Annotated in this window: 24 protein-coding genes; 10 read left to right on the top strand and 14 right to left on the bottom strand. The window is 54.1% G+C overall.

Annotated features, from left to right (window positions below):
• Positions 1-150, top strand: a 150-nt coding sequence (locus BLV85_RS05365) for a transposase (RefSeq protein ID WP_176973882.1), incomplete at its 5' end; no start/stop codon positions are given.
• A gap of 111 nt (positions 151-261) precedes the next feature.
• Here BLV85_RS05365 and glgA read toward each other — a convergent pair.
• From glgA to ilvD, 11 genes are all read right to left on the bottom strand, one after another.
• Positions 262-1,755: a glycogen synthase GlgA gene (gene glgA / locus BLV85_RS05360; RefSeq protein WP_245725098.1), complete on the bottom strand. Its 1,494-nt coding sequence runs from the start codon at positions 1,753-1,755 to the stop codon at positions 262-264.
• Between the two features lie 38 nt (positions 1,756-1,793).
• A complete protein-coding gene (pgi, locus tag BLV85_RS05355; protein ID WP_090412972.1) occupies positions 1,794-3,428 on the bottom strand; it encodes a glucose-6-phosphate isomerase in 1,635 nt (544 codons plus the stop codon).
• Between the two features lie 25 nt (positions 3,429-3,453).
• Positions 3,454-4,632 (bottom strand): beta-ketothiolase BktB, encoded by a 1,179-nt coding sequence (gene bktB / locus BLV85_RS05350; protein WP_090412969.1) that lies wholly within the window; start codon positions 4,630-4,632, stop codon positions 3,454-3,456.
• Between the two features lie 9 nt (positions 4,633-4,641).
• A complete protein-coding gene (gene hslU, locus BLV85_RS05345; protein WP_090412968.1) occupies positions 4,642-5,973 on the bottom strand; it encodes an ATP-dependent protease ATPase subunit HslU in 1,332 nt (443 codons plus the stop codon).
• 34 nt (positions 5,974-6,007) lie between these two features.
• On the bottom strand, positions 6,008-6,529 hold the full coding sequence (gene hslV / locus BLV85_RS05340; RefSeq protein ID WP_090412967.1) for an ATP-dependent protease subunit HslV: 522 nt from the start codon (positions 6,527-6,529) through the stop codon (positions 6,008-6,010).
• A 245-nt stretch (positions 6,530-6,774) separates the two neighbouring features.
• Positions 6,775-6,978, bottom strand: coding sequence for a DNA-directed RNA polymerase subunit omega (rpoZ, locus tag BLV85_RS05335; protein ID WP_090412965.1), 204 nt, complete (start codon positions 6,976-6,978; stop codon positions 6,775-6,777).
• A 44-nt stretch (positions 6,979-7,022) separates the two neighbouring features.
• Positions 7,023-7,628: a guanylate kinase gene (gene gmk / locus BLV85_RS05330; RefSeq protein WP_090412962.1), complete on the bottom strand. Its 606-nt coding sequence runs from the start codon at positions 7,626-7,628 to the stop codon at positions 7,023-7,025.
• A gap of 68 nt (positions 7,629-7,696) precedes the next feature.
• On the bottom strand, positions 7,697-8,167 hold the full coding sequence (gene msrA, locus BLV85_RS05325) for a peptide-methionine (S)-S-oxide reductase MsrA (protein WP_090412960.1): 471 nt from the start codon (positions 8,165-8,167) through the stop codon (positions 7,697-7,699).
• Positions 8,168-8,446: 279 nt separating this feature from the next.
• On the bottom strand, positions 8,447-8,758 hold the full coding sequence (locus BLV85_RS05320; protein WP_090412958.1) for a c-type cytochrome: 312 nt from the start codon (positions 8,756-8,758) through the stop codon (positions 8,447-8,449).
• Positions 8,758-10,851 (bottom strand): thioredoxin domain-containing protein, encoded by a 2,094-nt coding sequence (locus BLV85_RS05315; RefSeq protein WP_090412955.1) that lies wholly within the window; start codon positions 10,849-10,851, stop codon positions 8,758-8,760. The genes BLV85_RS05320 and BLV85_RS05315 overlap by 1 nt, the downstream gene beginning before the upstream one ends.
• 21 nt (positions 10,852-10,872) lie before the next feature.
• Positions 10,873-12,546: a dihydroxy-acid dehydratase gene (gene ilvD, locus BLV85_RS05310; RefSeq protein ID WP_090412953.1), complete on the bottom strand. Its 1,674-nt coding sequence runs from the start codon at positions 12,544-12,546 to the stop codon at positions 10,873-10,875.
• Positions 12,547-12,647: 101 nt separating this feature from the next.
• Between ilvD and lgt the strand changes: the two genes are divergently transcribed.
• The 4 genes from lgt (at position 12,648) to dapE (ending at position 16,624) form a co-directional block, all read left to right on the top strand.
• Positions 12,648-13,448 (top strand): prolipoprotein diacylglyceryl transferase, encoded by an 801-nt coding sequence (gene lgt / locus BLV85_RS05305; RefSeq protein WP_090412951.1) that lies wholly within the window; start codon positions 12,648-12,650, stop codon positions 13,446-13,448.
• 68 nt (positions 13,449-13,516) lie between these two features.
• A complete protein-coding gene (locus tag BLV85_RS05300) occupies positions 13,517-14,662 on the top strand; it encodes an MlaE family ABC transporter permease (protein WP_090412949.1) in 1,146 nt (381 codons plus the stop codon).
• Positions 14,662-15,441 carry an ABC transporter ATP-binding protein gene (locus BLV85_RS05295; protein ID WP_090412946.1) on the top strand — a complete coding sequence of 260 codons (780 nt, stop codon included), beginning with the start codon at positions 14,662-14,664 and terminating at the stop codon, positions 15,439-15,441. The genes BLV85_RS05300 and BLV85_RS05295 overlap by 1 nt, the downstream gene beginning before the upstream one ends.
• A 52-nt stretch (positions 15,442-15,493) precedes the next feature.
• Positions 15,494-16,624: a succinyl-diaminopimelate desuccinylase gene (gene dapE / locus BLV85_RS05290; RefSeq protein WP_090412943.1), complete on the top strand. Its 1,131-nt coding sequence runs from the start codon at positions 15,494-15,496 to the stop codon at positions 16,622-16,624.
• Positions 16,625-16,658: 34 nt separating this feature from the next.
• On the opposite strand, the gene BLV85_RS05285 is transcribed toward dapE, so the two are convergent.
• Together BLV85_RS05285 and BLV85_RS05280 are read right to left on the bottom strand one after the other, a co-directional pair.
• Positions 16,659-17,099: a hypothetical protein gene (locus BLV85_RS05285; protein ID WP_090412941.1), complete on the bottom strand. Its 441-nt coding sequence runs from the start codon at positions 17,097-17,099 to the stop codon at positions 16,659-16,661.
• Positions 17,100-17,339: 240 nt separating this feature from the next.
• Entirely contained in the window at positions 17,340-18,611 is a 1,272-nt protein-coding gene (locus tag BLV85_RS05280) for an O-acetylhomoserine aminocarboxypropyltransferase/cysteine synthase family protein (protein WP_090412938.1), read from the bottom strand.
• A 563-nt stretch (positions 18,612-19,174) separates the two neighbouring features.
• On the opposite strand from BLV85_RS05280, the gene BLV85_RS05275 reads away from it, so the two are divergent.
• Both BLV85_RS05275 and BLV85_RS05270 read left to right on the top strand, forming a co-directional pair.
• Positions 19,175-19,714 carry a cytochrome P460 family protein gene (locus BLV85_RS05275; RefSeq protein ID WP_245725097.1) on the top strand — a complete coding sequence of 180 codons (540 nt, stop codon included), beginning with the start codon at positions 19,175-19,177 and terminating at the stop codon, positions 19,712-19,714.
• A 131-nt stretch (positions 19,715-19,845) separates the two neighbouring features.
• Positions 19,846-20,418, top strand: a complete 573-nt coding sequence (locus BLV85_RS05270; protein WP_090412933.1) for a peroxiredoxin family protein — start codon at positions 19,846-19,848, stop codon at positions 20,416-20,418.
• Between the two features lie 40 nt (positions 20,419-20,458).
• Here BLV85_RS05270 and gloB read toward each other — a convergent pair whose 3' ends face one another.
• Positions 20,459-21,223, bottom strand: coding sequence for a hydroxyacylglutathione hydrolase (gene gloB / locus BLV85_RS05265; protein ID WP_176973938.1), 765 nt, complete (start codon positions 21,221-21,223; stop codon positions 20,459-20,461).
• A 58-nt stretch (positions 21,224-21,281) separates the two neighbouring features.
• On the opposite strand from gloB, the gene BLV85_RS05260 reads away from it, so the two are divergent.
• The 3 genes from BLV85_RS05260 (at position 21,282) to dnaQ (ending at position 23,587) form a co-directional block, all read left to right on the top strand.
• Complete coding sequence (locus tag BLV85_RS05260; RefSeq protein ID WP_090412931.1) at positions 21,282-22,049, top strand: class I SAM-dependent methyltransferase; 768 nt, start codon at positions 21,282-21,284, stop codon at positions 22,047-22,049.
• Between the two features lie 226 nt (positions 22,050-22,275).
• Positions 22,276-22,770: a ribonuclease HI gene (rnhA, locus tag BLV85_RS05255; protein WP_245725096.1), complete on the top strand. Its 495-nt coding sequence runs from the start codon at positions 22,276-22,278 to the stop codon at positions 22,768-22,770.
• A 97-nt stretch (positions 22,771-22,867) separates the two neighbouring features.
• Positions 22,868-23,587 carry a DNA polymerase III subunit epsilon gene (dnaQ, locus tag BLV85_RS05250; protein WP_090412927.1) on the top strand — a complete coding sequence of 240 codons (720 nt, stop codon included), beginning with the start codon at positions 22,868-22,870 and terminating at the stop codon, positions 23,585-23,587.
• Positions 23,588-23,606 lie beyond the last annotated feature (19 nt).

Below are 23,606 nucleotides of genomic sequence, written 5' to 3'. Positions count from 1 at the left end.
GACTTAAAAAAACGCTACTGGGGGCGCCATTTTTGGGCGCGAGGATACTTTTGTGTAACATCAGGAGAACTGACAGAAGAAATGATTCAAAACTATTTGGAGCATCATTTTGAACCTAAAGGTGATGATAATTTCAGAACCGAAAGCTAAACGGGTCTTAAGACCCGTATCCTGACTTTAGTCATTGTCACTAACCCACCAGCTTTAGCTGGTGGCTGTTTAGTCTGCTTGTGCCGCGAGAAAGCCACTCTGCACGATCGCCTATTTCTGCATTAAGGACAGATAGATCGTGCGGTAGGCTGAGGCGCTGGCTTGCCAGCTAAAGTCCTTGCGCATTCCATTTCTTTGCAGACTCCGCCATAACCGCCGGTTGTGAAAAGCCCTGGCCACGCGCTTGATCCCGGTCAGGAATGCGTCAGCCGTCATTTCGTGGAAATAAAAACCGCTGGCGCGATCATTCGCCAGGGTTTTGGGCGTTAGATCGACCACCGTATCAAGCAGTCCTCCTGTGGCATGTACCAGCGGAGGTGTACCATAACGCTGACTGTACATTTGGTTCAGTCCGCATGGCTCAAAGCGGGAGGGCATCAAAAAGCAGTCAGCTCCGGCCTCGATCAGATGGGACAGGGCTTCATCATGCCCGATGCGGACCGCTATCTGAGTGGGAAAGGCTTGTTCCAGCGCGGCCAGCTGTTTTTCCAACACGGGATCGCCGCTTCCCAATAGTACCAGTTGGGCGGGGAGCTCTGTCAGCATGGGCGCCACCTGCAGCATGAGGTCGTACCCTTTCTGGTGGCTGAGACGGCTGATCGCGGCAAATAAAGGAATGGCTTCGTTCTTTTCCAGTCCCATGGTCTGTTGCAGAGCGAGCTTGTTGACGGTTTTTGCCGCCAAGGTCTTGCTGGTGTATTTCTTAGCGATATAGGAATCAGTAGTGGGATTCCAGACCGTGGTATCGATACCGTTGATGATGCCGCTGAGATCATCCCTGCGTTCGGCCAATAACCCCTGTAGGCCAAATCCGAGTGCTTCATGCTGAATTTCGCGCGCATAGCTGGGGCTGACGGTCGTGATGCGGTCTGCGTAATAAATCCCGGCCTTGATAAACGACATATTGCCGTAGTACTCCACACCATGCACATCGTAACTTTCGGTGGGCAGCCCCAGTCGCGTCACTTCTGCGGGCGGAAAACAACCCTGGAAGGCCATATTATGCAGGGTGATCAGACTCGCTGCTTTTTGCTGCGGGTGAAAGTGCAGATAAGCTGGCACCAAACCACTTTGCCAATCGTTGCAGTGAGCGATATCCGGCCGCCACTCCAACGGGCTGGCATCGCTGGCCAGGAGGGCGCCGATCCTGGAGAGCAGCCCGAAACGCAGCGCGTTATCCGGCCAGTCACGACCGGTGTCATCCACATAAGGCCCACCACGGCGCTGATAAAGGCTAGGGCAGTCGATGATATAGGCAGGCACATGGCCGCCTTCATGCACTTGCAATTTGCTGGCCAACAGGGCGGCTGCCGGGAAATGTGGCGAAAGATCGAATGTTGCAAGCTTGCGCTTATATTTAAGCGCCGACAATACTGAAGGGTAGCCGGGCAGCAGCAGTCGCACATCCACTTTTAAATCGCGCAATGCGAGGGGCAGCGCAGCGCTCACATCACCGAGGCCCCCAGTTTTGCATAAAGGGAAGACCTCCGGCGTAATGAATAGTACACGGGGTCTTTGACGGGAATGGGAGGAAGACACGGACATATACTATTGAACTGGAATTGATTTATAGGGGGAAAGTATTATTGTTGCATTCTAAAAAAATTGATCAGACCATTGGTTGATGCGTCATGCGATGTGACGGGTTGATCGAGAGCCAATTCAGCAAGAATCTTGCCGGCCAGCTGCTTGCCGAGTTCTACACCCCACTGATCAAACGGATTGATGTTCCAAATGACGCTTTGTACAAACACCTTGTGTTCATAGAGCGCAATCAATGCCCCCAGCGTTGCGGGATCCAGCTTTCTGAACAAAATCGAAGTCGAGGCTCGATTGCCCGGAAAGATCCGGTGCGGCAACAAGCTTTCCAAAGCCTCGGGTGGTATGCCCTGAGCGGTTAATTCGGATCGTACCTCTTGCGCATTCTTGCCCCGCATGAGCGCCTCGGTCTGTGCAAAGAAGTTTGCCAATAGGATCGGCTGATGTGCCGGAAAAGTGTGCTGGCACAGACAAGGCGCCAGAAAGTCGGCTGTGAATGTTTGCGTCCCTTGATGCAGCAATTGATAGAAAGCATGTTGACCGTTGGTGCCCGGTTCGCCCCATACTACCACCCCCGTGCTGTAATCGACCGTTTCCCCGTTTCGGGTGACGCGCTTGCCGCAGCTTTCCATTTCCAGCTGTTGCAGATAGGCCGGGAAGCGCTGCAGGGATTGATCGTAAGGCAGGATCGCATGACTGGTGGCGTGATGGAAATTGATCTGCCAGATGCCAACCAACCCCAGCAGGACAGGGAGATTACGTTCCAAGGGTGCGCTTAGGAAATGATGATCCATTTCCCGTGCGCCAGTCAATAGTGCGTGGAAATTTTCCATGCCAACGGCTAGTGCAATGGGTAAACCGATTGCTGACCATAGAGAATATCGGCCGCCGACCCAGTCCCAGAATTCAAACATGTTGTCGAGGGCGATCCCGAAGCGGGCTACCGCATCACTGTTGGTGGAGACTGCAACGAAATGCCGAGCGATATCCCGCTCGCTGCCGCCTCCAGCCAGGAACCATGCGCGTGCGGATTGTGCGTTGGTCAGTGTCTCCTGGGTCGTGAAAGTCTTGGAGGCGATGATGAACAGCGTTGTTGCCGGATTGAGGCCTTGCAAGGTCTGTGCAAGATGCGCGCCATCGACATTGGAAACGAAATGGATCCGCAATGCGGGTGAGCAATAGGGATGCAGGGCTTCCACTGCCATGGCAGGTCCCAGATCGGAGCCGCCGATTCCAATATTGATGACATCGGAAATGGGCAATCCGCTGTAACCCTGATGGGAGCCGCTGCGAACCGCTGTGACGAATCGTGCCATTCGTTGGAGGACATGTTTGACCTCGGGCATGACGTCTACGCCATCCACATAGACGGGTGAGTCGGCACGCAATGCCATGTGCAAGGCTGCCCGGTTCTCGGTGCTATTGATTTTTTGACCATTGGCCATGCGCTGCATCCACTCTTCCAGGCGTTGCTGGCGCGCGAGTGCGAGCAACAAGTGAATGGTTGTCTCGTCAACCGGCTGTTTGCTGTAGTCCAGCAAAATATCCTTGAATTGCAGAGAGAATTTGTCGAAGCGCTGTGGATTTTCGGCAAATAGCGTGTGCAGTTGCCGACCCGCCATGGCCTGCTGATGTGCAGCCAGGGCCAGCCATGCTGTCGATTGGGTCAGTTTGGACATGTCTTTTCGAGATAGAAAATTGTTATCAGAGTCGCTCAAAAACTGCGGCAATGCCTTGTCCGCCGCCAATGCACAAAGTGACCAAGGCGTAGCGTCCGCCACGGCGCCTCAGCTCAAAAATGGCCTTGATCGCCAGGATACAGCCGGTAGCGCCGACCGGGTGCCCCAATGCCACCGCCCCCCCATTCGGGTTGGTCTTGTCCAAATCGAAATCGAGCGCCTGCGCGACTGCGCAGGCTTGAACGGCAAAGGCTTCGTTGGATTCGATCACATCCATGTCGGCCAATTTGAGCCCGGCACGGTTCAGTACTCGTTCGACAGCAGGCACCGGTCCCATGCCCATGTAACGAGGGTCCACGCCGGCATGCGCATAGGCAGCCAGACGGGCAATCGGTTCCAGATTCTGTTGACGCGCCCAGTTTGCTTCCGCCAGCACCAACGCAGCGGCACCATCGTTGATGCCGGAGGCATTGCCAGCCGTGACTGTGCCATGCTCCTGGAAAACAGGCTCCAGCCTGCCCAGGGACTCCATGCTTACGTTATCACGGGGATGTTCGTCCACTTCGAACAACTTGACCCCTTTGCGCGCAGATACTTCGATGGGTACGATTTGTTCGCGGAAATAACCGTTTTCGATAGCATGTATGGCGCGTCGGTGGCTTTCGAGTGCAAACCGATCCTGCTGCGCGCGGGTGATGCCCCATTTCTGGGCGATATTCTCGGCGGTCGTGCCCATATGAACACGATCGAACGGATCCGTCAATGCACCCACCATCAGATCAACCGCTGTGCTGTCCCGCATGCGCTGCCCCCAGCGCAGCGTGGGCAGAAGATACCCGCCTCGGCTCATCGATTCTGCGCCTGCAGCCACCGATGCCTGTGTGTCACCCAACAGAATGGCCTGGGCGGCAGAAATAATTGCCTGCAAACCGCTGCCACAGACACGGTTCAGGGTCAGCGCAGCGATCGACTGTGGCAGGCCCGCTTCGAGGGCGGCGACGCGTCCCAAATACATATCGCGTGCTTCGGTGGGAATGACATGGCCCGCGACCAGATGGCCGATGGCTGCTCTCTCGATTCCGGCCCGGGCAACCGCCTCCATCACCACCCGGCTGGCAAGGGTGGCGGGCGCCAAGTCTTTGAGCGTCCCGCCATAACTGCCGATGGCGGTTCTGGCGCCGCTCAGGACGACAACTTCTCGCATAGTCGAGGTTTATAGCACGTAGCGAGCCAGATCCTCGCTTTGCGAGAGTTCTCCAAGACGTTGGTCGACATAAGCTGCATCGATAACCAGGGTGGTGCCACTGTGCCGAGTTGCATTGAATGACATTTCTTCCAGCAGTTTTTCCATGACAGTGTGTAATCTGCGCGCGCCAATATTCTCGGTTTTCTCGTTGACCAGGGAAGCGATCTCGGCCAGGCGCTTGATCGCGTCTTCTGAAAATTTCAGTTCTATGCCTTCGGTCTTGAGCAATGCCTGATATTGGCGGATGAGGCAGGCATCGGTATTGGTGAGAATTTGCTCGAAATCCTTGGCGCTGAGACTGTCCAGTTCCACCCGGATCGGGAAGCGCCCTTGCAATTCAGGAACGAGATCGGAGGGTTTGGTTAGATGAAAGGCGCCACTCGCAATGAACAGAATATGATCGGTGCGGATCATGCCATATTTTGTGGAGATCGTGGTGCCTTCCACCAAAGGAAGTAAATCCCGTTGCACGCCCTGGCGCGAGATATCGGAACCGGAGGTATCCGAGCGGCTGGTGATCTTGTCGATTTCATCAAGAAAGACGATCCCGTTCTGCTCAACATTCTGGGTGGCGCGCAGCTTTAATTCCTCATCGTTGACGAGACGGGAGGCTTCTTCCTCGGTAAGCAGTTTCTTGGCTTCCCGGATGCTGAGCCGACGCGTTTTCTTCTTGCTCGTACCCATGTTCTGGAACATGCTCTGGATCTGGGAAGTCAGTTCCTCCATGCCAGGCGGGGCGAATATTTCCATGCTGGCTTGTGTCATGGCAACTTCAATATCGATTTCCTTGTCATCCAGATCGCCCTCGCGCAATTTTTTGCGAAACTTCTGCCGGGTTGCACTGCTTTCTTCATGCTGATCCGAGCGGAAGTCCTGGTCGCGCGCAGGCGGTAACAATGCATCGAGAATTCGTTCTTCCGCGCGATCTTCCGCCAATGGCCGGTTCTTCCTGATTTCGCGTTCGCGTCCCTGTTTGATGGCGGATTCCACCAAATCACGAATGATGGAATCGACATCGCGTCCGACATAGCCGACTTCGGTAAATTTGGTGGCTTCGATCTTGATGAAGGGTGCATCGGCCAGTTTCGCCAGCCGTCTGGCGATTTCGGTTTTGCCGACACCGGTTGGGCCGATCATCAAAATATTTTTGGGTGTGATTTCCTGGCGTAGCGGTTCGTCTACCTGCTGTCTGCGCCAGCGGTTGCGCAGAGCAATGGCGACAGCACGCTTGGCTGTCTCTTGGCCGATGATATGTTTGTCCAATTCATGGACGATTTCCTGTGGGGTCATGTGTGACATGATGAATTTTCCTGGCTGTGGGTTATTGTTGGTGTCAGTCAAGCTGCTCGATGACATGCGCCTGATTGGTGTAGATGCAAATATCCCCAGCAATGGTCAGTGCTTTGGCGACGATTTCCTGAGCGCTCAAATCGGTATTCTCCAGTAGCGCGCGGGCGGCAGCCTGCGCATAGGCGCCGCCACTGCCGATTGCTGCCAGGCTTTGCTCGGGTTCGATGACATCGCCGGCACCGGTGATAATCAGCGTCGCTTCGTGATCGGCGACGACAAGCATGGCTTCCAGACGGCGTAAGATACGGTCAGTGCGCCAGTCTTTGGCGAGTTCGACCGCAGACCGCATCAGATGGCCCTGATGTTTTTCCAGCTTACCTTCGAAACGTTCGAACAGGGTGAATGCATCTGCTGTCCCCCCCGCGAATCCCGCCAGAATTTTTTCATGGTATAACCTGCGTACCTTGCGTGCACTGGCTTTGGCTACTACCGCACCAAGTGTCACTTGGCCATCACCGCCCAGCGCTACCTGTCGACCGCGCCGTACTGATACTATCGTGGTCATAAATGTTTACCCGTTTATAGCAAAAACGAGAATTATAGCGCCGTTTTGTGAATAGCAGGTGGGACAGAGAGCGATGGCAGCCAATTGTGCTCACCAACTGAATCTGTGAATCCCGGGGAAATACGGCCAGGCCACGTGTTGCGTAAGGCGAGACGGCTTGGTCCGATAAAATGAAAATTAGGAGTGAATGTGATTGTCTATGCGACAAGCGTTGCAGGCGCAATCAAGTTATTTATTGACGAGCCCTAACGAATGGAATTGACAATCTCTGCGCCGTATTTTCCTTGTGCCAATTCTCGTAAGGCAATAACGGTTGGTTTGTCACGCTCCGTATCGACCATCGGCGTGGAGCCGACCGAGATTTGTCGGGCCCGTGCAGTCGCTGCCAGCGTCATGTTAAAGCGGTTGGGGATCCTTTTCAGACAATCATCAACAGTAATACGTGCCATGGTGAATAAAACTCCAGATTGACAAGCTTTTAGAAAATACCAAATCAAGCGAATTGTGCAATTAACTTGCGCTGACTGATCAGCTGGCGCATCGTTTTCAAGCGTTCTGCGCGCATGATACAGGCGACTTCCTGCACGGCTTGATCCAGTTTGTGGTTAACGACCACATAATCGAATTTGTTTAAATGGCCGACTTCATCGCGTGCTGCCGATAGGCGGCGCTCAATGATCCTGTTTTCATCCAGGCCGCGCTGTCTCAGGCGCCGCTCGAGAATTTCCAGCGACGGCGGCAGGATGAAAATCGATGTCGATTGTGGATAGAGCTGGCGTACTTGCTGGGCGCCCTGGCAGTCTATTTCCAGCAATACATCCTGTCCTGCTGCCATGGTTTCCTCAATCCAACGCCGGGATGTACCATAAAAATTGCCGTAAACTTCGGCGCTTTCCAAAAATTCCCCATCCGCGAGCATTTCCCTGAATAGGGTCTGGTCGACAAATACATAATCGCGGCCGTTCACTTCATTCTCTCTGGGTAGACGCGTCGTATAGGAAATTGACAGGCTCACCGTAACATCAGTCTGGAGAAGACCATGGACGACGCTGGTTTTACCCGCGCCGGATGGCGCGCTGATCACGAATAAACAACTCATTTGATTATTATATTGGATTTTGGATGAACCATGACAGGGAAATTCCGTATCAGCGCGTACCCCAGCAATCAGCCATGTTGAAGGCCGTGTTTCTCAAAATAACGCTGGTGATAATTCTCCGCTGGATAGAACTGGCTGGCAGGGAGAATTTCGGTGACGATGGGATCCGGCCAGCGCCCGCTTTGCTGAGCTTGCGCCCGGGATCGTTGAGCTGCCGTTTCCTGATCAGCCGTGAAGAAATAAATGGCGGATCGATACTGGGAGCCGATGTCTGGACCCTGTCTGTTGAGAGTAGTTGGGTCGTGGCAGTTCCAGAATACTTCGAGCAATTCTTCCAGGGATACGGTCATTGAATCGTATGTGATCCGTACGACTTCGGCATGCCCTGTTGTGCCGCTGCAAACAGCCCGATAGTCAGGATTGGGGGCATGTCCGCCAGCATAGCCACAGATTGCATCGGTGACACCTGGCACGCGCCGAAACACGGCTTCCACACCCCAAAAACAGCCTGCGCCCAATATGATATGTTCGGTGGTCATCGATCAATCTTTACGACGTGAAGATAGGTTTGTCAGCGAAGTATTTTTAAGTTTTATGACTCCGAACTGTTTGCAGTTTCAGTTGCCGTACATGCAATGCATTCTACACGTATACAACCGCAACAATCATTATGCAAGGTGCAAAGGGTGCGTTGATGCCTCATAAAGCTGACCAGGGGTGATCCTGAGCTGCAATATTCCCTGCCGAGAATGGGTAGAGGCATATAAAAAGCCGATACGTATACGGTATCGGCCTGGTTTCATGCGCAATAAATCAGCTTATTTGAGCGACAAAATCCATTCTGCCAGAACTTTGGCATTCTCTTCGCTGACATTGACATTGGGTGGCATTGGGATTTGGCCCCAAACGCCGCTGCTACCATTCTTGATTTTTCCTGCCAGTTTGTCCGCCGCACCTTCTTCGCCAGCATATTTAGCTGCGATGTCTTTCAGTGCAGGACCGACGGTTTTGATGTCCATTTGGTGACAAGCGGTACAATTGCTTTTTTTCGCCAGTTCGGCATCTGCCTGAGCGAAACCTGCCACTAACAGAGCTGAAGCGGCGAAAGTACCTAACCAAGCTGTTTTCATCATGTTTTTCCTTTTTTGAATGATAAAGGGGCCACTATTTTACCCCGAACCTTGCAGACTTGCAGTAATTCCTTTAATTCATGGATCGCTGGCAGGCAGCGCCTGCCAGTACATACCCAGGCATTGACTGTTCCATCCGGGGAAGGCTGCTTTCTCAGACACTCGGGCAATCCGGAAAGTTCCAGCGGTAGCGCAATCGGCAGTGTTGTCAGAGAGTAGGGAATCAGTGCCGGCAGCCATGTTTGCAAAGCCGTTTTATCTCCGCGCAGTATCACCCATGGCACGGGTTCCAGGTGTTCTTCCAACGCCATCAGCAAGCTGCAATGGGTGTGTGCATGTTGCGTTAGGGTTGTGGAGAACACATCGAGGACGCGCTCGGCTGACGCAAGATAGCGCGGCGCATTCAGTAAATGCCCCAGCCGCTGCAGCGCGATTGCCGCAATCCCGTTGCCGGCGGGAATCGCATCGTCATGGCCGGTTTTAGGGCGGTGGATGAGTGCTTCATGGTCCTGACTGGTAAAGAAAAAACCACCCGCAGTGGGGTCTTCAAACTGGTTCAATAGCACTTCTGCCAATTCAATGGCGAAATCCAGGTCGCTCTGCCGGAATTCAACCTGGATGAGGGTCAGCAAACCATCCAGCAAAAAGGCGTAATCATCCAGATAGGCATTCAGGTGTGCTTTGCCAGCTTTATGGCTGGCAAGCAGGCGGCCATTTTTCCACAAGTTGGCATGGATGAAATCCATGGCCCGCATCGCTGAAGATACCCAGTCGGGACGCTCGAATACCTGGCCAGCACGCGCCATGCCCTTGATCATCAGGGCATTCCAGCTGGTCAGGATCTTTTCGTCACACCCGGGCCGGGTGCGGTCGTTGCGCCTGTTCAGTAATTTCTGGCGCGCTGCTGCAATCTGCCGTTGCACAGTTTGCGCATCGATGGCGTTGCGCATGGCAACGACTGGCACCGGTTGCGCGACCTCCAGATGCCAGTACTCGTCCTCAAAATTGGGAGGGCGATCCAGGCCGTAGTAGGGCGCCATCACTGCGTACTCGTCGGGTGACAGCATGGCTTCGATCTCTTGCTGACTCCAGAGGTAGTATTTGCCTTCTGCATGCTCCGAATCAGCGTCGAGTGAGGAATAATAACCATGACTCTGGTCTGTCCCCGGTTGCATCTCGCGCAACGCCCAGGCGATGGTTTCCTCCACGATACACTGGAACAGCGGGTTTCCGGTGACCAGCCATGCTTCTGTGTAGAGCTGGATCAGCAACGCATTGTCATACAGCATTTTCTCGAAATGCGGAATACGCCAATAACGATCCGTGCTATAGCGGTAGAATCCGCCGCCGAGTTGGTCGTAGAGACCGCCAGTGGCCATTTTTTCCAGGGTGTGGGTGACAACGTGCAAAGCCTCTTCATTATCCTCAAGTGCAGCGCGACGCAGGCAAAACTGCAGCTCGAGCGGATGCAGAAATTTGGGAGCATCGCCAAAGCCGCCATGGGTTGCATCGAAAAGATGGCGTAACTGCCGCCACGCCTGTTCAATCGGTTCCCGGGATAATAGTGAGGCACTCGCGCTTTTTGCTGGCAGCGATTGTGCAAATAGCTTCAGCAATTCAGCATTCTGTTGCGCGATATCGGGTTTGCGGTCGCGGTAGACTGCTGCCACTTTTGGCAACAGTTCCAAAAAGCCGGGCATGCCATAACGCGCCGTTTTGGGGAAATAAGTGCCGCCAAAGAAGGGTTTTTGCTCAGGCGTCAGAAACATGGTTAGTGGCCAGCCGCCTGAACGGTGATTCAGCATGTAATGTGCATTCTGATAAATCTGGTCAAGATCGGGGCGCTCTTCCCGGTCAACTTTGATATTGACAAAATGCCGATTCATGATGGCCGCCACTGCCGGATCTTCGAACGATTCCTGGGCCATGACATGGCACCAATGGCACGCGGAGTAGCCAATCGAAAGCAAGATCGGCTTGTCCTGAACGTGTGCCATGTTCAATGCCACATCGTCCCAGGGATGCCAATCCACTGGGTTGTCCGCATGCTGTAACAGGTAGGGACTGGTTTCCGCAATGAGGCGATTGGGCATTGAAAGACCGTTCGGTGGCGATTAATCGGTTACCGCACCGCGGCTGGCCGAAGACACCAGTTTGGCATATTTTGCCAGTACGCCGCGCGTATAGCGTGGGGCAGGCGGTTGCCAAGTGGTGCGGCGGTGCACCAGTTCCTCTTCGGTTACGTTGAGTTGCAGCAAGCGCTGGTGGGCGTCAATCGTGATCGAGTCGCCTTCTTCTACCAATCCGATCACACCGCCTGCAAACGCTTCCGGTGCGACATGGCCCACTACCATGCCATAGGTGCCCCCGGAGAAACGTCCATCGGTAATCAGTCCGACAGAATCACCCAGTCCTTCGCCGATCAATGCCGAGGTGGGGGAGAGCATTTCCCGCATCCCTGGCCCCCCTTGTGGGCCTTCGTAACGAATGACGACAACATCACCGGGCTGAATTTTGCGCTCCAGGATTGCTGCCATGCAGGCTTCTTCGGAATTGAATACGCGGGCGGGGCCGGTAATGACCGGGTTTTTGATACCGGATATCTTGGCAACCGAGCCCTCCGGAGAGAGATTGCCTTTCAGGATCGCCAGATGACCCTGGGCGTAGACCGGATGGTCCCATGGCCGGATGACATCCTGATCGGGGCGGGGCTGAGTCGGAATATCCTGGAGGGTTTCCGCCACCGTCTGCCCGCTGATGGTCAGGCAGTCGCCATGCAACAAGTCATGGTCGAGCAGCATTTTCATGACTTGCGGAATGCCGCCCGCCTGGTGCAGATCGGTTGTGACATAGCGGCCCGATGGCTTTAGGTCGCACAATACTGGCACGCGCGCACGGATCGCTTCGAAATCATCGATGCAGAAGTCGACTTCTGCCGCATGGGCAATGGCCAGCAGATGCAAGACGGCATTGGTCGACCCGCCTACCGCCATGACCACTGATACGGCATTTTCTAATGCCTTGCGGGTAATGAGATCGCGAGGCAGAATCTGTTTCTTGATCGCCTCCACCAGCGCTTCTGCCGAGCGCGCGGCACTGATCCGTTTCTCTTCGTCCTCGGCCGCCATCGTGGACGAATGGGGCAGACTCAATCCCATTGCCTCGATCGCGGATGACATTGTGTTGGCGGTATACATGCCGCCGCAGGAACCCGCACCCGGGCAGGCATGGCGTTCAACTTCCAGCAATTCCTGTTCATCGATCCTGTGAGCCGTATATTGGCCGACCGCCTCGAAGGCGCTGACTATCGTCAAATCGCGGCCACGGTAATGGCCGGGTTTGATGGTGCCACCATAGACGAAAATGGCCGGCACATTCATTCTGGCCAGCGCAATCACGGCGCCCGGCATGTTTTTGTCGCAGCCACCGATAGCGATCACCCCATCCATGCTCTCCGCCTGCACTGCGGTTTCGATTGAATCGGCAATCACTTCGCGTGAAACGAGTGAGTATTTCATGCCCTCGGTGCCCATGGAGATGCCGTCCGATACCGTAATCGTGCCGAATATTTGCGGCATGGCGCCGGAAGTCTTGAGTGCATGTTCCGCACATTGGGTGAGGGTGTCCAATCCCATGTTGCATGGCGTGATGGTGGAGAATCCATTGGCAATTCCAACGATCGGTTTGTCGAAATCGCCATCTCCGAACCCAACCGCGCGCAACATGGCGCGGTTGGGGGTGCGTTTGGCGCCCTGGGTGATGGCCTGGCTACGTCGATTATCTGGCATAATGGTTCCTTAAATATGTTCACGATTCAAACTGGATGGCTACTGCGGTCAGCAAGCGATGCCGTATAATGGCTATTTTACCGTAAGTCAGGCCGCTACCTATGCTCGTTCACCCACAATTTGACCCGATTGCGCTTTCCATCGGTCCGCTGGCCATTCGCTGGTATGGGCTGATGTATCTGCTTGGCTTCCTGCTGTTCATCTTGCTCGGGCGCTACCGCATCAAGCAACGGCCCGGCAGTATTTTCACTCGAGAAATACTCGACGATACGTTGTTCTATGGCGTGCTCGGCGTCATCATTGGCGGTCGGCTAGGCCATGTCCTGTTTTATCAACCGGACTATTACCTGCAGCATCTCCTGGAAATTTTCTTTATTTGGCAAGGCGGGATGTCTTTCCATGGCGGTTTTCTCGGTGTCGTCGTGGCGATGATCTGGCTGGCACGAAAATACCAGTTGTCCTGGCTGTCGATTACTGATTTCATCGCGCCTCTGATTCCGCCTGGTCTGGGTGCGGGTCGGATAGGCAATTTCATCAATGGCGAATTGTGGGGACGTCCTACCGACGTGCCTTGGGGAATGATATTTCCGCATGTGGATAATTTGCCGCGCCATCCCTCACAATTATATGAATTCGCCCTGGAGGGTCTGGCCCTGTTCATACTGGTCTGGGTTTACTCCGCCAAACCAAGGCCATTGGGTGCCGTTTCTGGCGTGTTCCTCATCGGCTATGGTGTGTTTCGTTCGTTCGTCGAATTTTGCCGCGAACCGGATGATGGATTCCTAGGCATCATGACTTTGGGTATCAGCATGGGACAATGGCTGTCGTTGCCGATGATTATTGCGGGTGCGGCGCTATTGGTCTGGTCTTATCGTCATGGTGGCCGATCGAGCCACATGTAGGAGGCGAGTAGCTTTAAAGCTTGGATGGTGGCCGGCCGTGATCCGTCACATCTTGGAATAAAATACCGATGTCTTTCAACCCATCAACCAGGACCGACGATACTTGGTATCGACTTGTCGTTCAGGGCGAGTGCACTTGTGTACAGCTTGCCGGCAGTTACACTTTGATGACGCTGGACCGCTCGCTGCCAGGATTGGCGCGTGAATTGACGCGCCTGGCTGCACAATCCGGTGTGCACTGGGATCTGACAGGCATCCAGCAAATGGATTATGCCGGGGCGGCGATGCTTTGGCAGGCTTGGGGCGGGCAGCGTCCGGCGTATTTGTCATTGCGGCCCGAGCAGGAAAAAATGTTCATGCGCCTGGAAAAGGCTGCGCCTTTGCCGGCATCACCCCATTCCAGCGCATTTCTGCCAATTACCATGCTTGGCAGGCGGTTGTTTCTGTTTCTGAGTCATGTGGCCGGTATCATTGCCTTGTCCGGTCAGGTCGCGCTGGATATGCTGTACTTGATCGCGCATCCCGGCAAGATTCCGATGCGCGAAATTTCCGCCAACCTGTTTCGTACCGGTGCGCAAGCGCTGGGTATTACGGCGATAGTCGGATTTTTGATCGGCATCGTGCTGAGCTATCTCTCTTCGGAACAGCTCCATATGTTCGGGGCGGATATTTTTATCGTCAATATTCTCGGCATGAGCATCATTCGTGAACTCGGTCCGATGCTGGCGGCCATATTAGTGGCTGGCCGTTCGGGCTCTTCCATGACTGCTCAGCTTGGCGTCATGCGGGTGACCGAGGAGCTGGACGCCCTGACCGTGATGGGCATTCCCTATAGTTTGCGGTTGATTCTGCCGAAAATCATCGGTCTGGGCATCGCTTTGCCGCTGATTGTCGTCTGGACCAGCGCCATTGCGCTGCTGGGCGGCATCATGGCTGCAGACCTGCAGATAGGATTGAGTTTTCATTATGCATTGACCCGCCTACCGGACGCTGTGCCGGTTGTCAATTTGTGGCTGGCTCTGGGCAAGGGCCTGGTCTGCGGCATGACTATTGCGCTGATCGCCTGTCATTTTGGTTTGCGTATCAAGCCGAATACTGAAAGCCTGGGGGAGGGTACGACCAATTCGGTGGTTGTTTCGATTACTGCCGTGATCATCATCGATGCCATTTTCGCAGTCGTGTTCTCCAACGTGGGTCTAAGGATCGCAGGTTGATGATACACACCGATTGGGCAATCGAGATTTGCGGTTTGCATACCCGCTTTGGCCAGCATGTGGTCCATGAGGATATCGACTTGGCCGTGTTGCGCGGAGAAGTGCTGGCGCTGGTGGGGGGGTCCGGTAGCGGCAAGACTACCTTGCTGCGCCAAATGCTCGGCCTCGAGGCACCTGCACAAGGCAGTGTAAGGGTGCTTGGCGCTTCACGCTATGATTGCAGCCATGAGGCGCAAAAACAATTGCGTGTCCGTCTTGGGGTGCTGTTTCAGCGGGGCGCTTTGTTCAGCGCGCTGAACGTGTATGACAACATTGCCCTGCCGCTACGGGAGCTGCGCAATCTGCGCGAGAGCCTGATTCGCGATCTGGTCATGCTGAAGCTCGACATGGTGGGCGTCGAGGCGCAGCATGCCTATAAAATGCCGGCCGAACTGTCGGGTGGCATGATCAAGCGTGTGGCGTTGGCGCGGGCCTTGGCGCTTGATCCCGAGCTCTTGTTTCTGGATGAGCCGACTGCAGGCCTTGATCCCGCATTGAGCGAAAGCTTTGTCGATCTCATTCAAACATTGCGCAAGGAGCTCACCTTGACCATCGTCATGGTGACCCATGATCTGGATACACTGGTGGCGATATCCGACCGGGTCGCGGTGCTGGCGGAGCGTCGCATCATTGCCCTGGGATCCATTCCTGCTGTGATTGCTGTTGAACATCCATTCATTGAAAGTTTTTTTCTGGGCGCGCGTGGCCGCAATGCCTTGCGCATGTTCCAGAAGAATTAGTCCCTACATTGCCGAACATCCCGGCCGGAAATTCAAATCGAGGAAAATCTATATGTCCAATGACACCCTGACACTTGCACAAATGTTGATTGCGCGCCGCTCGCTGACGCCTGACGATGACGGTTGCCAGAAAGTCCTGATGAACCGGCTCGCCGATCTTGAATTTGCTGTCGAACCGATGCGCCACGGTGAAGTTGATAATCTGTGGGCGCGCCGCGGGACCGAAGGGCCAGTGGTATGTTTTGCCGGGCATACCGATGTTGTCCCGACCGGGCCGCTTTCCCAGTGGGATAGCGACCCGTTCACACCGACAATCCGCGATGGCAAGCTTTTCGGACGCGGCGCCGCCGACATGAAAACCTCGCTTGCCGCTTTCGTTACCGCTATCGAAGCATTTGTCGAGGCGCATCCCGACCACAAAGGATCGATTGCGCTCTTGATCACTTCAGACGAGGAGGGTCCGGCAATCGATGGTACGGTCAAGGTTGTGGAAGCGCTTCAGACAAGAGGCGAGCAGATAGATTACTGCATTGTTGGCGAGCCTACTTGCACCGATACCCTTGGAGATACCATTAAAAATGGCCGCCGCGGCAGTTTGTCCGGGAATCTGACCATCAAGGGTGTGCAAGGCCATATCGCTTATCCCCATCTGGCTAAAAATCCCATCCATCTGGCTGCGCCAGCCATCGCCGAGCTTGCTCAAACCGTATGGGATGAGGGCAATGAATATTTTCCCCCGACCACTTGGCATGTTTCCAATATCCATGGCGGTACCGGCGCAACCAATGTCATTCCGGGCGAATTGAATTTGTTGTTCAACTTCCGTTTTTCCACCGCCAGCACAGTTGAATCGCTCAAGGCGCGCGTGCACGAGATTCTCGACCGGCATGGCTTGGAATATGGACTGACTTGGGAGCTCTCCGGGAAACCATATCTGACGCCCAGAGCAGAACTGGCCGAAGCACTCAGTGCCGCGATTCGCGCCGTAACTTCGGTCGAACCCGCACTGTCGACTTCTGGCGGTACATCCGATGGCCGCTTCATTGCCGATATTTGCCGTCAGGTGGTGGAATTTGGTCCACGCAATGCGACAATACATAAACTCAATGAATGCGTAGACATTGCGGATATCGAGCGATTGTCCAGAATATACCGGTTGACGCTGGAAAATTTATTGCTGTAGGCCCGGCAATATTCGTGGAAATTGCAGCCTGCTTTCAGAGTTTCCTGCTACGCAGCAATTCCACGAATTTATCATTCAAGCGGAATTTGATCGTATTCTTGCCGGCTTCGCCTTCGTTGCTGATCAGGCCATGCGTGGCAAGAGTATCGAGCTGTTGCAACAGATGGTCGTGATCATCCAGGAAATAGGCCAGGCAGGGGCCCTTGCGGTGAAGTCCCCAGCGGGCCCAGCCCCAGCCTTTTTTCATCACGTAGAATTCGCGATGGAACTGAAATTCCGGAGTGTCCAGATCCTGTTTCATTTCTTTTAACAGTTTTTCATGTGCTTGCCATAATTGGTCTGGCAAGTTGACTGAGCTGGCGAAAGCGGTTTGGGTGGTCGCGGTCGCTGCTGTTTTAGATTTCATGAAGTAGCTTGCAAGATAGGTCGTTGCGGCGCCTGCCAGGAATCCGACCGCTATGCTTGAAACATCCATTCAAGTCCTCCACTAGGAATTTGGTTAACAGTTTTTATTTTCAGAGCTACGCAGTATAACAAGTAAATCCGGCATTCATGCAAGCGATATCCCTGAGCGGCAATATCGCTTGGCTGAATCTGCCTGTTTGGCTGTGTGATCGTGCAACGCGGCAGAAAATGCTGTAGCGTGACTGTATGCCTCCATTGTCCATCCTGAAGATCGCTTTTTGCATCGATCTGATCAAAACGTTTGGGGTGATCAGATTTTGCGCAAGGCCTGATCCAGATCAGCAATCAAATCATCGATGTGCTCGATGCCAATCGATAACCGCACCATCTCGGGCAGAACCCCTGCCGATTTCAGTTCTTCATCGTTCAACTGGCGATGGGTAGTTTCCGCCGGGATCGAAGCCAGTGATTTGCAATCACCGATGTTGACCAGCCGCAGAAAAATCTGCAAGGCATCGTAGAAGCGGCGCGTCGCTGCACGTCCTGCCTTCAAACCAAAGCTGAGAATGCCCGATGCCTGGCCCTGCATATATTTCTGTGCCAGCGCATGGTCCTTATGGCTGGGCAGACCCGCATAATTGACCCAGGACACGGCATCATGCGCTTGCAGGTATTCTGCAACCTGGCGCGCATTCTGGCAGATACGTTCCATGCGCAAGGTGAGGGTTTCCAGTCCCTGCAAAAGCAGGAAGGCATTCATCGGGGACAAGGCAGCCCCCATGTTGCGCAGTGGCACGACACGGCAGCGGCCGATAAAGGCGGCGGGACCGAAAGCCTCGGTATAGACGACCCCATGGTAGGAGACATCGGGGGTATTGAGGAGGGGAAAGCGTTGCTGGTGATCGGCCCAGGGGAATTGGCCTGAGTCGATAATCACACCGCCGATGGAGTTGCCGTGACCGCCAATATATTTGGTCGCAGCAGTGACGATAATGTCAGCACCCTGTTCGATTGGCCGCCACAGGGCTGGGCTGGGTACGGTATTGTCAACTACCAGCGGAATGCCATGATGGTGGGCAAGCTTGGCCAGCGCTTCCAAATCGGCGATGCTGCCGGACGGATTGCCGACGGATTCGCAGAATATGAGTTTGGTGCGGGCATCGATTCTGCTTTCGATCGCAGCGAAATCATCTTTGTTGGCAAAGCGGACTTCGATCCCCTGGCGCGGCAACGTATGGGCGAACAGATTATAAGTGCCGCCGTACAGCTCGCTGGTGGAAACGATATTGTCGCCGGTTTCCGCCAGCGTTTGGATGGTATAGGTGATCGCAGCCATGCCGGAGGCGACGGCCAATGCCGCCACTCCGCCTTCCATCGCCGCCATGCGCTGCTCCAATACATCCGTGGTGGGGTTCATGATGCGAGTATAGATATTGCCGGCGACTTTAAGATCGAACAAATCCGCGCCATGCTGCGCATCGTCAAAGGCGTAAGAAGTCGTCTGGTAAACGGGAACGGCAACGGCCTTGGTGGTGGGGTCTGGTTGGTAGCCGGCATGCAGGGCCAATGTTTCAAGTTTCATTCTCAGCTTCCTTGGTTAGTATGAGTTTGGTGATGTTGGGTTGGGAATAACAGAATCCACATGTAGAGCTGCCTAAAGTAGCAGATTTTGAATGCCGGGTGTCATGCAGGACAAGTATCATTGAAATGTCACGTGAGACAGGTATGATCGAAGACTCGTCTCGTCCTCTTGAGGTCAGCGGCCGAGTGGTTGGCAACTGGCACTATTGGCAGTGTGGTGATGTATAAGAGTATTCTTGCCTTGACGGAATGAGGCGCGCTGACTAAGATTAGGCGCGAAAATGGTTGGTTAGGAGGCTGTCCGAGAATAGCGATCGTAGCGAGGGCGAAGCTGGCTGAGCGGGATTTTTCGATCATTTGAGGCGAATAGTTGTTCTATTCAACGAAAAGGATCGAAAAATCCAGCCTGGCAGGTTCGTCCGCAGTAGATCAGTCTATTTTCGGACAGCCTCCTGGATGTTGACTGTTTTCTATGCAATTTAACTTAACTACTTAAGGGATTCACTTATGGCACAGTTAAAAAGAACGTTGTTGGGTGGCTTTGCGCCATTATTGTTGTCGGGCATGCTGGCTGCGCAGGTAACAACCGCTGCGGTTGCCGGTGAGCATGATAAACACGCCAAGTCATACGCACATTTCAATAAAGACGGTGATCTGCTCACGCCTAGAAACTATCGTGAATGGATTTTCGTGGGTGCGCCCGTTACGCCAAAAGATATGAATGACGGTAATCCTGCATTTCCTGAATTCCACAATGTCTACATTGATCCCGTCAGCTTCGCACACTGGAAAAAAACTGGCAAATTCCGTGACGGCACGATTATTGTCAAGGAATTGGTCAGCGTAGGAACCAAAGAATCTGCGAGTGGCAACGGTTATTTCCAAGGAGAATTCCTGGGTATCGCTGCAACTGTCAAGGATTCCAAGCGCTTTGCCGATAGCCACAATAACTGGGCCTATTTCGGTTTTGAAAGCTATGAAAGCAAAAGTGGCGCGAAACAGCCAGAGGAAGCTTGCAATGTTTGCCATAAAGACAACGCAGCTGAGGATAATGTCTTCACCCAGCACTACCCAGTACTGCGTGCTGCCAAACCTGGCAAATAAACCAAGTGAGATGACAAGTTGATGCGAGGATAAGCCTTGCATTGACTATTCTGGGGCATTTTGTTTTGCGCAGGATTGTTTGCGCAAAATGAATTGCCCTTTTCTTTATTTGTATATGCACAATCCTAGCCATGACAACCAATGATTCTGTAGAAAAAATCCAGGCGCCAGAGTTGCAGACTTCTGGTTGGCTGAATACGCCGCAACCGATTACGCTTGCCTCCTTACGCGGAAAAGTGGTGCTGGTGCATGCGTTTCAAATGTTGTGCCCGGGATGCGTGCAGCATGGCATTCCGCAAACACAGCGGATTTTCGATGAGTTCGATCCCGAACGCGTGGCGGTAATCGGTTTGCACACCGTTTTCGAACATCATGCGGTGATGGGGCGCGAGGCATTGGAAGTGTTCGCTTATGAATACCGCCTGCGTTTCCCGATCGGCATTGATAAGCCCAATCCGCAGCAAGTCGTGCCACACACCATGATGACTTATCGCATGCAAGGCACGCCGACCACGCTTCTGATCGATAAAGCAGGGTACCTGCGGCTGCATCAGTTCGGTCATGTGAGCGATCTGCATTTAGGCGTATCGATCGGGACGCTGCTGGCAGAGGAAATCGCCGAGCAGGCGAGCCCAGCCATAACTGCCGCAAAGAATGAGGCGTCTGCCCAGACAGGCTGTGACGCTGAAGGTTGTCGGACCTGATGCCGCTACCAGGAACTTGACTGGGTGCAGTCCATGAAGTCTAAAAATGGTTTTTCCAGTTCCGGATTGCCGTAAAAACACTGACTGGATCACTCAGTTGCTGTCGTGCATATTGGCTGGCGCTGTGGATAATGGCTGGCTGGCTGCAGCGCAAGAACGGGTTGACCGCTTTCTCGATTGCCATGTGAGAAGGCAGCGTCGGCATGTGCTGCGCAAGCCGTTTCTCAGCTTCTGCCTCTAGCTTGATCAAGGCAGGGTTGTCAGGGTCGACTGCCTTGGTAAAACGAATATTGGCCCAGGTATATTCATGTGCGCAATAAACCAGCGTATCATCTGGCAAGGCAGCCAGCTTGCTGAGTGAATGATGCATCTGCTGCGCGCTGCCCTCGAAAACCCGTCCGCAACCGCATGCAAACAATGTATCGCCGCAGAACAGCCGATTATGACCGTAATAGGCAATATGGCCTGCAGTGTGTCCAGGCACCTCAAGAACAGTCAATTCGATTGCCAACTCCGCAAGCTGAAGGCTGTCTGCTTCCTTGAGGGGGTGGGTCAGCCCCGGTATGGGTTCATTGGCAGGGCCATAAACCGGAACGGAGAACATCCGCTGCAACGCAACGTTTCCACCCGTATGGTCATAGTGATGATGGGTGCACAGTATGGCAACGGGCTGCAGTTTTTGTTGTCTTAAATAAGCGATGACGGGCGCTTCGTCGCCAGGGTCTACTATGGCCGCAAAACGTTGGTTGTGGATGACCCAGATATAGTTATCCTTGAAGGCCCGCACGGGGAAAACCTCGATCATTTTTTCTCCTTTAGCGCATGGCAGATTAATAGATCATCATAACAACCATCCCGACATTATGCTTAATTCTGTACGGCAACAAGATATGCAACAATGGCTGGAGTCTTCTCTTGGTCAATATGTATTGGACCAAGAGCAGCGTTATTTCGATCAGGTAGTGGCAGATGTTTTTGGCTACAACGCTGCCCAGATTGGATTTCCCCAATATGATTTTTTGCGCAATAATCGAATGCCTTTCAAGTTTGTGATCGGCCTCGAGCAAGGTTGTTCCGCTTATGCCATGCCGCACTCGTTGCCGATAGGCAGCGGCAGTACCGACTTGGTGATATTGCCGCATACACTTGAATTCAACACCTGTCCGCACCAGATTCTGCGCGAAGTGCATCGCATCCTGATTCCCGAGGGGCATGTGGTCATCAGCGGTTTCAATCCATTCAGTTTATGGGGGCTGCATCAGCGGATGACCTCATCCAAGACCGACTTTCCATGGTGCGGACGCTTTATCGCATTGCCGCGCATGAAGGACTGGCTGGAATTGCTCAATTTTGAAATCATTGCCGGCCAGCTGGGCTGTTATGTGCCGCCATGCGAGCGGGAGCAGTGGCTTTCCCGGCTTCGTTTCATGGAGGATGCCGGCGATCGCTGGTGGCCGATTGCGGGTGGCGTTTATTATTTGCAAGCGGTCAAGCATGAGTGTGGCATGCGGATCATCAAACCTTGCTGGGAAAATGCCCCCAAGACCAAGAAGCGAACCGCACCGGTCGCGCAAATAGAAAAAGGCGGCAGACTTCATAATTCTAAAAGTCCGCCCGATTCTCGTCCATGAGATGCTTGCAACGGCAAGCGAATCGGGCCATGCTTGAGGCTGGCACGCAGGTGCAAACCCATGCCCCGGTCATGATGGCCTTGGGCCCGGAAGAATTGGCTGAAGCGGAAAAATAGAATTGTCCGGCTGGCTGTGATTTTGCCACCTGCCCGGGATGCGGCCGAGCCGGTGCTCGGGCCAAATTTTCAGAATAGCAACCATGCAACAGACAAACAGGAGTGTAAGCGTGCAAGAGACAAACGGCGCGAGACTGGTGGAGATTTTTACCGACGGCGCGTGCAAGGGTAATCCTGGCGTAGGCGGCTGGGGGGTTTTGCTGCGCTTCAATGGCGATGCCCGGGAATTTTTCGGGGGCGAGGCCATGACAACCAATAATCGCATGGAGCTGCTCGCCGCGATTCGTGCCCTGCAGGCGCTGGAATCATTGCCAGCGGGTGGGCAGCCCTGGCGGGTGCAGCTGCACACGGATTCGCAATATGTGCAGAAAGGAATCAGTGAATGGATTCATGGCTGGAAAAAGCGCGGCTGGCGAACGGCCGACAAAAAGCCGGTCAAGAATGAAGCCCTGTGGAGAGAGCTGGATCAATTGTCTGCACGCTATCAAGTCGAGTGGTTCTGGGTGCGGGGGCACAACGGACATGATGGCAATGAACAAGCCGACCGGCTGGCCAACCTGGGCGTGGAATCGGTTCTGGCCGAAGCGCGGGTCTGTGCCGGATAAACCGGCAGTATGCAGTGATGAAGCTGAGTTTGTCCCGGATGGGGTGCAATCCATGCGCCAGGGTTCCAGGTGATCGCCTGGGAGGTTAGACTTTACTATGCGACAGATATTTCTTGATACCGAGACCACCGGTCTCGAACCTGCGCTGGGCCACCGCATCGTCGAAATTGCGGCGGTCGAAATGTACAACCGGCGCTTGACCGGCCGCCATTTCCATCACTATCTCAATCCGGGACGGGACAGCGATGAAGGCGCGCTCCAGGTCCATGGCCTGACCCGGGCGTTTCTGAGCGATAAACCGAAGTTCCAGGATATCTGTGAGGCGTTCCTGGCGTTTATTGGCGATGCCGAGATCCTCATTCACAATGCACCCTTTGACGTGGGTTTTATCGATCATGAGCTCAATCTGATCAATTTGCAGCCGCTGTTGAATTACTGCACCGAGGTCAGCGATACGCTGGTATTGGCCAAGGAGTTGCATCCGGGCAAACGCAACAATCTGGATGCATTATGCGAGCGTTACCAAATCGATAATTCCAGGCGAACCCTGCACGGAGCCTTGCTCGACGCGGAGTTGTTAGCCGAAGTCTATCTGGCCATGACGCGGGGGCAGGAAAGCCTGCTGGTAGAGCTGGATGCATCGCCGCAGTCGGCTGCCGAGATGGCGATTGACCTGCAGAAACTGACGCTGGTCGTGCCGCCCGCGAGCGAACAGGAGCTCGAATCACATCATCAACTGCTGGAGCGCATCAAAAGCGAAAGCCGGGGCAATTGCTTGTGGGCGCGCGGCGACCCGGCGAGCGCCGGGCATGACTGAGAGCGCGGCGCGCCTTGAG

This window comes from Nitrosomonas halophila (genome assembly GCF_900107165.1).
Classification (GTDB): Bacteria; Pseudomonadota; Gammaproteobacteria; order Burkholderiales; family Nitrosomonadaceae; genus Nitrosomonas; species Nitrosomonas halophila.
Note: the sequence above shows the minus strand (reverse complement) of the source record. Positions and strands in the feature narration are given on the sequence as shown.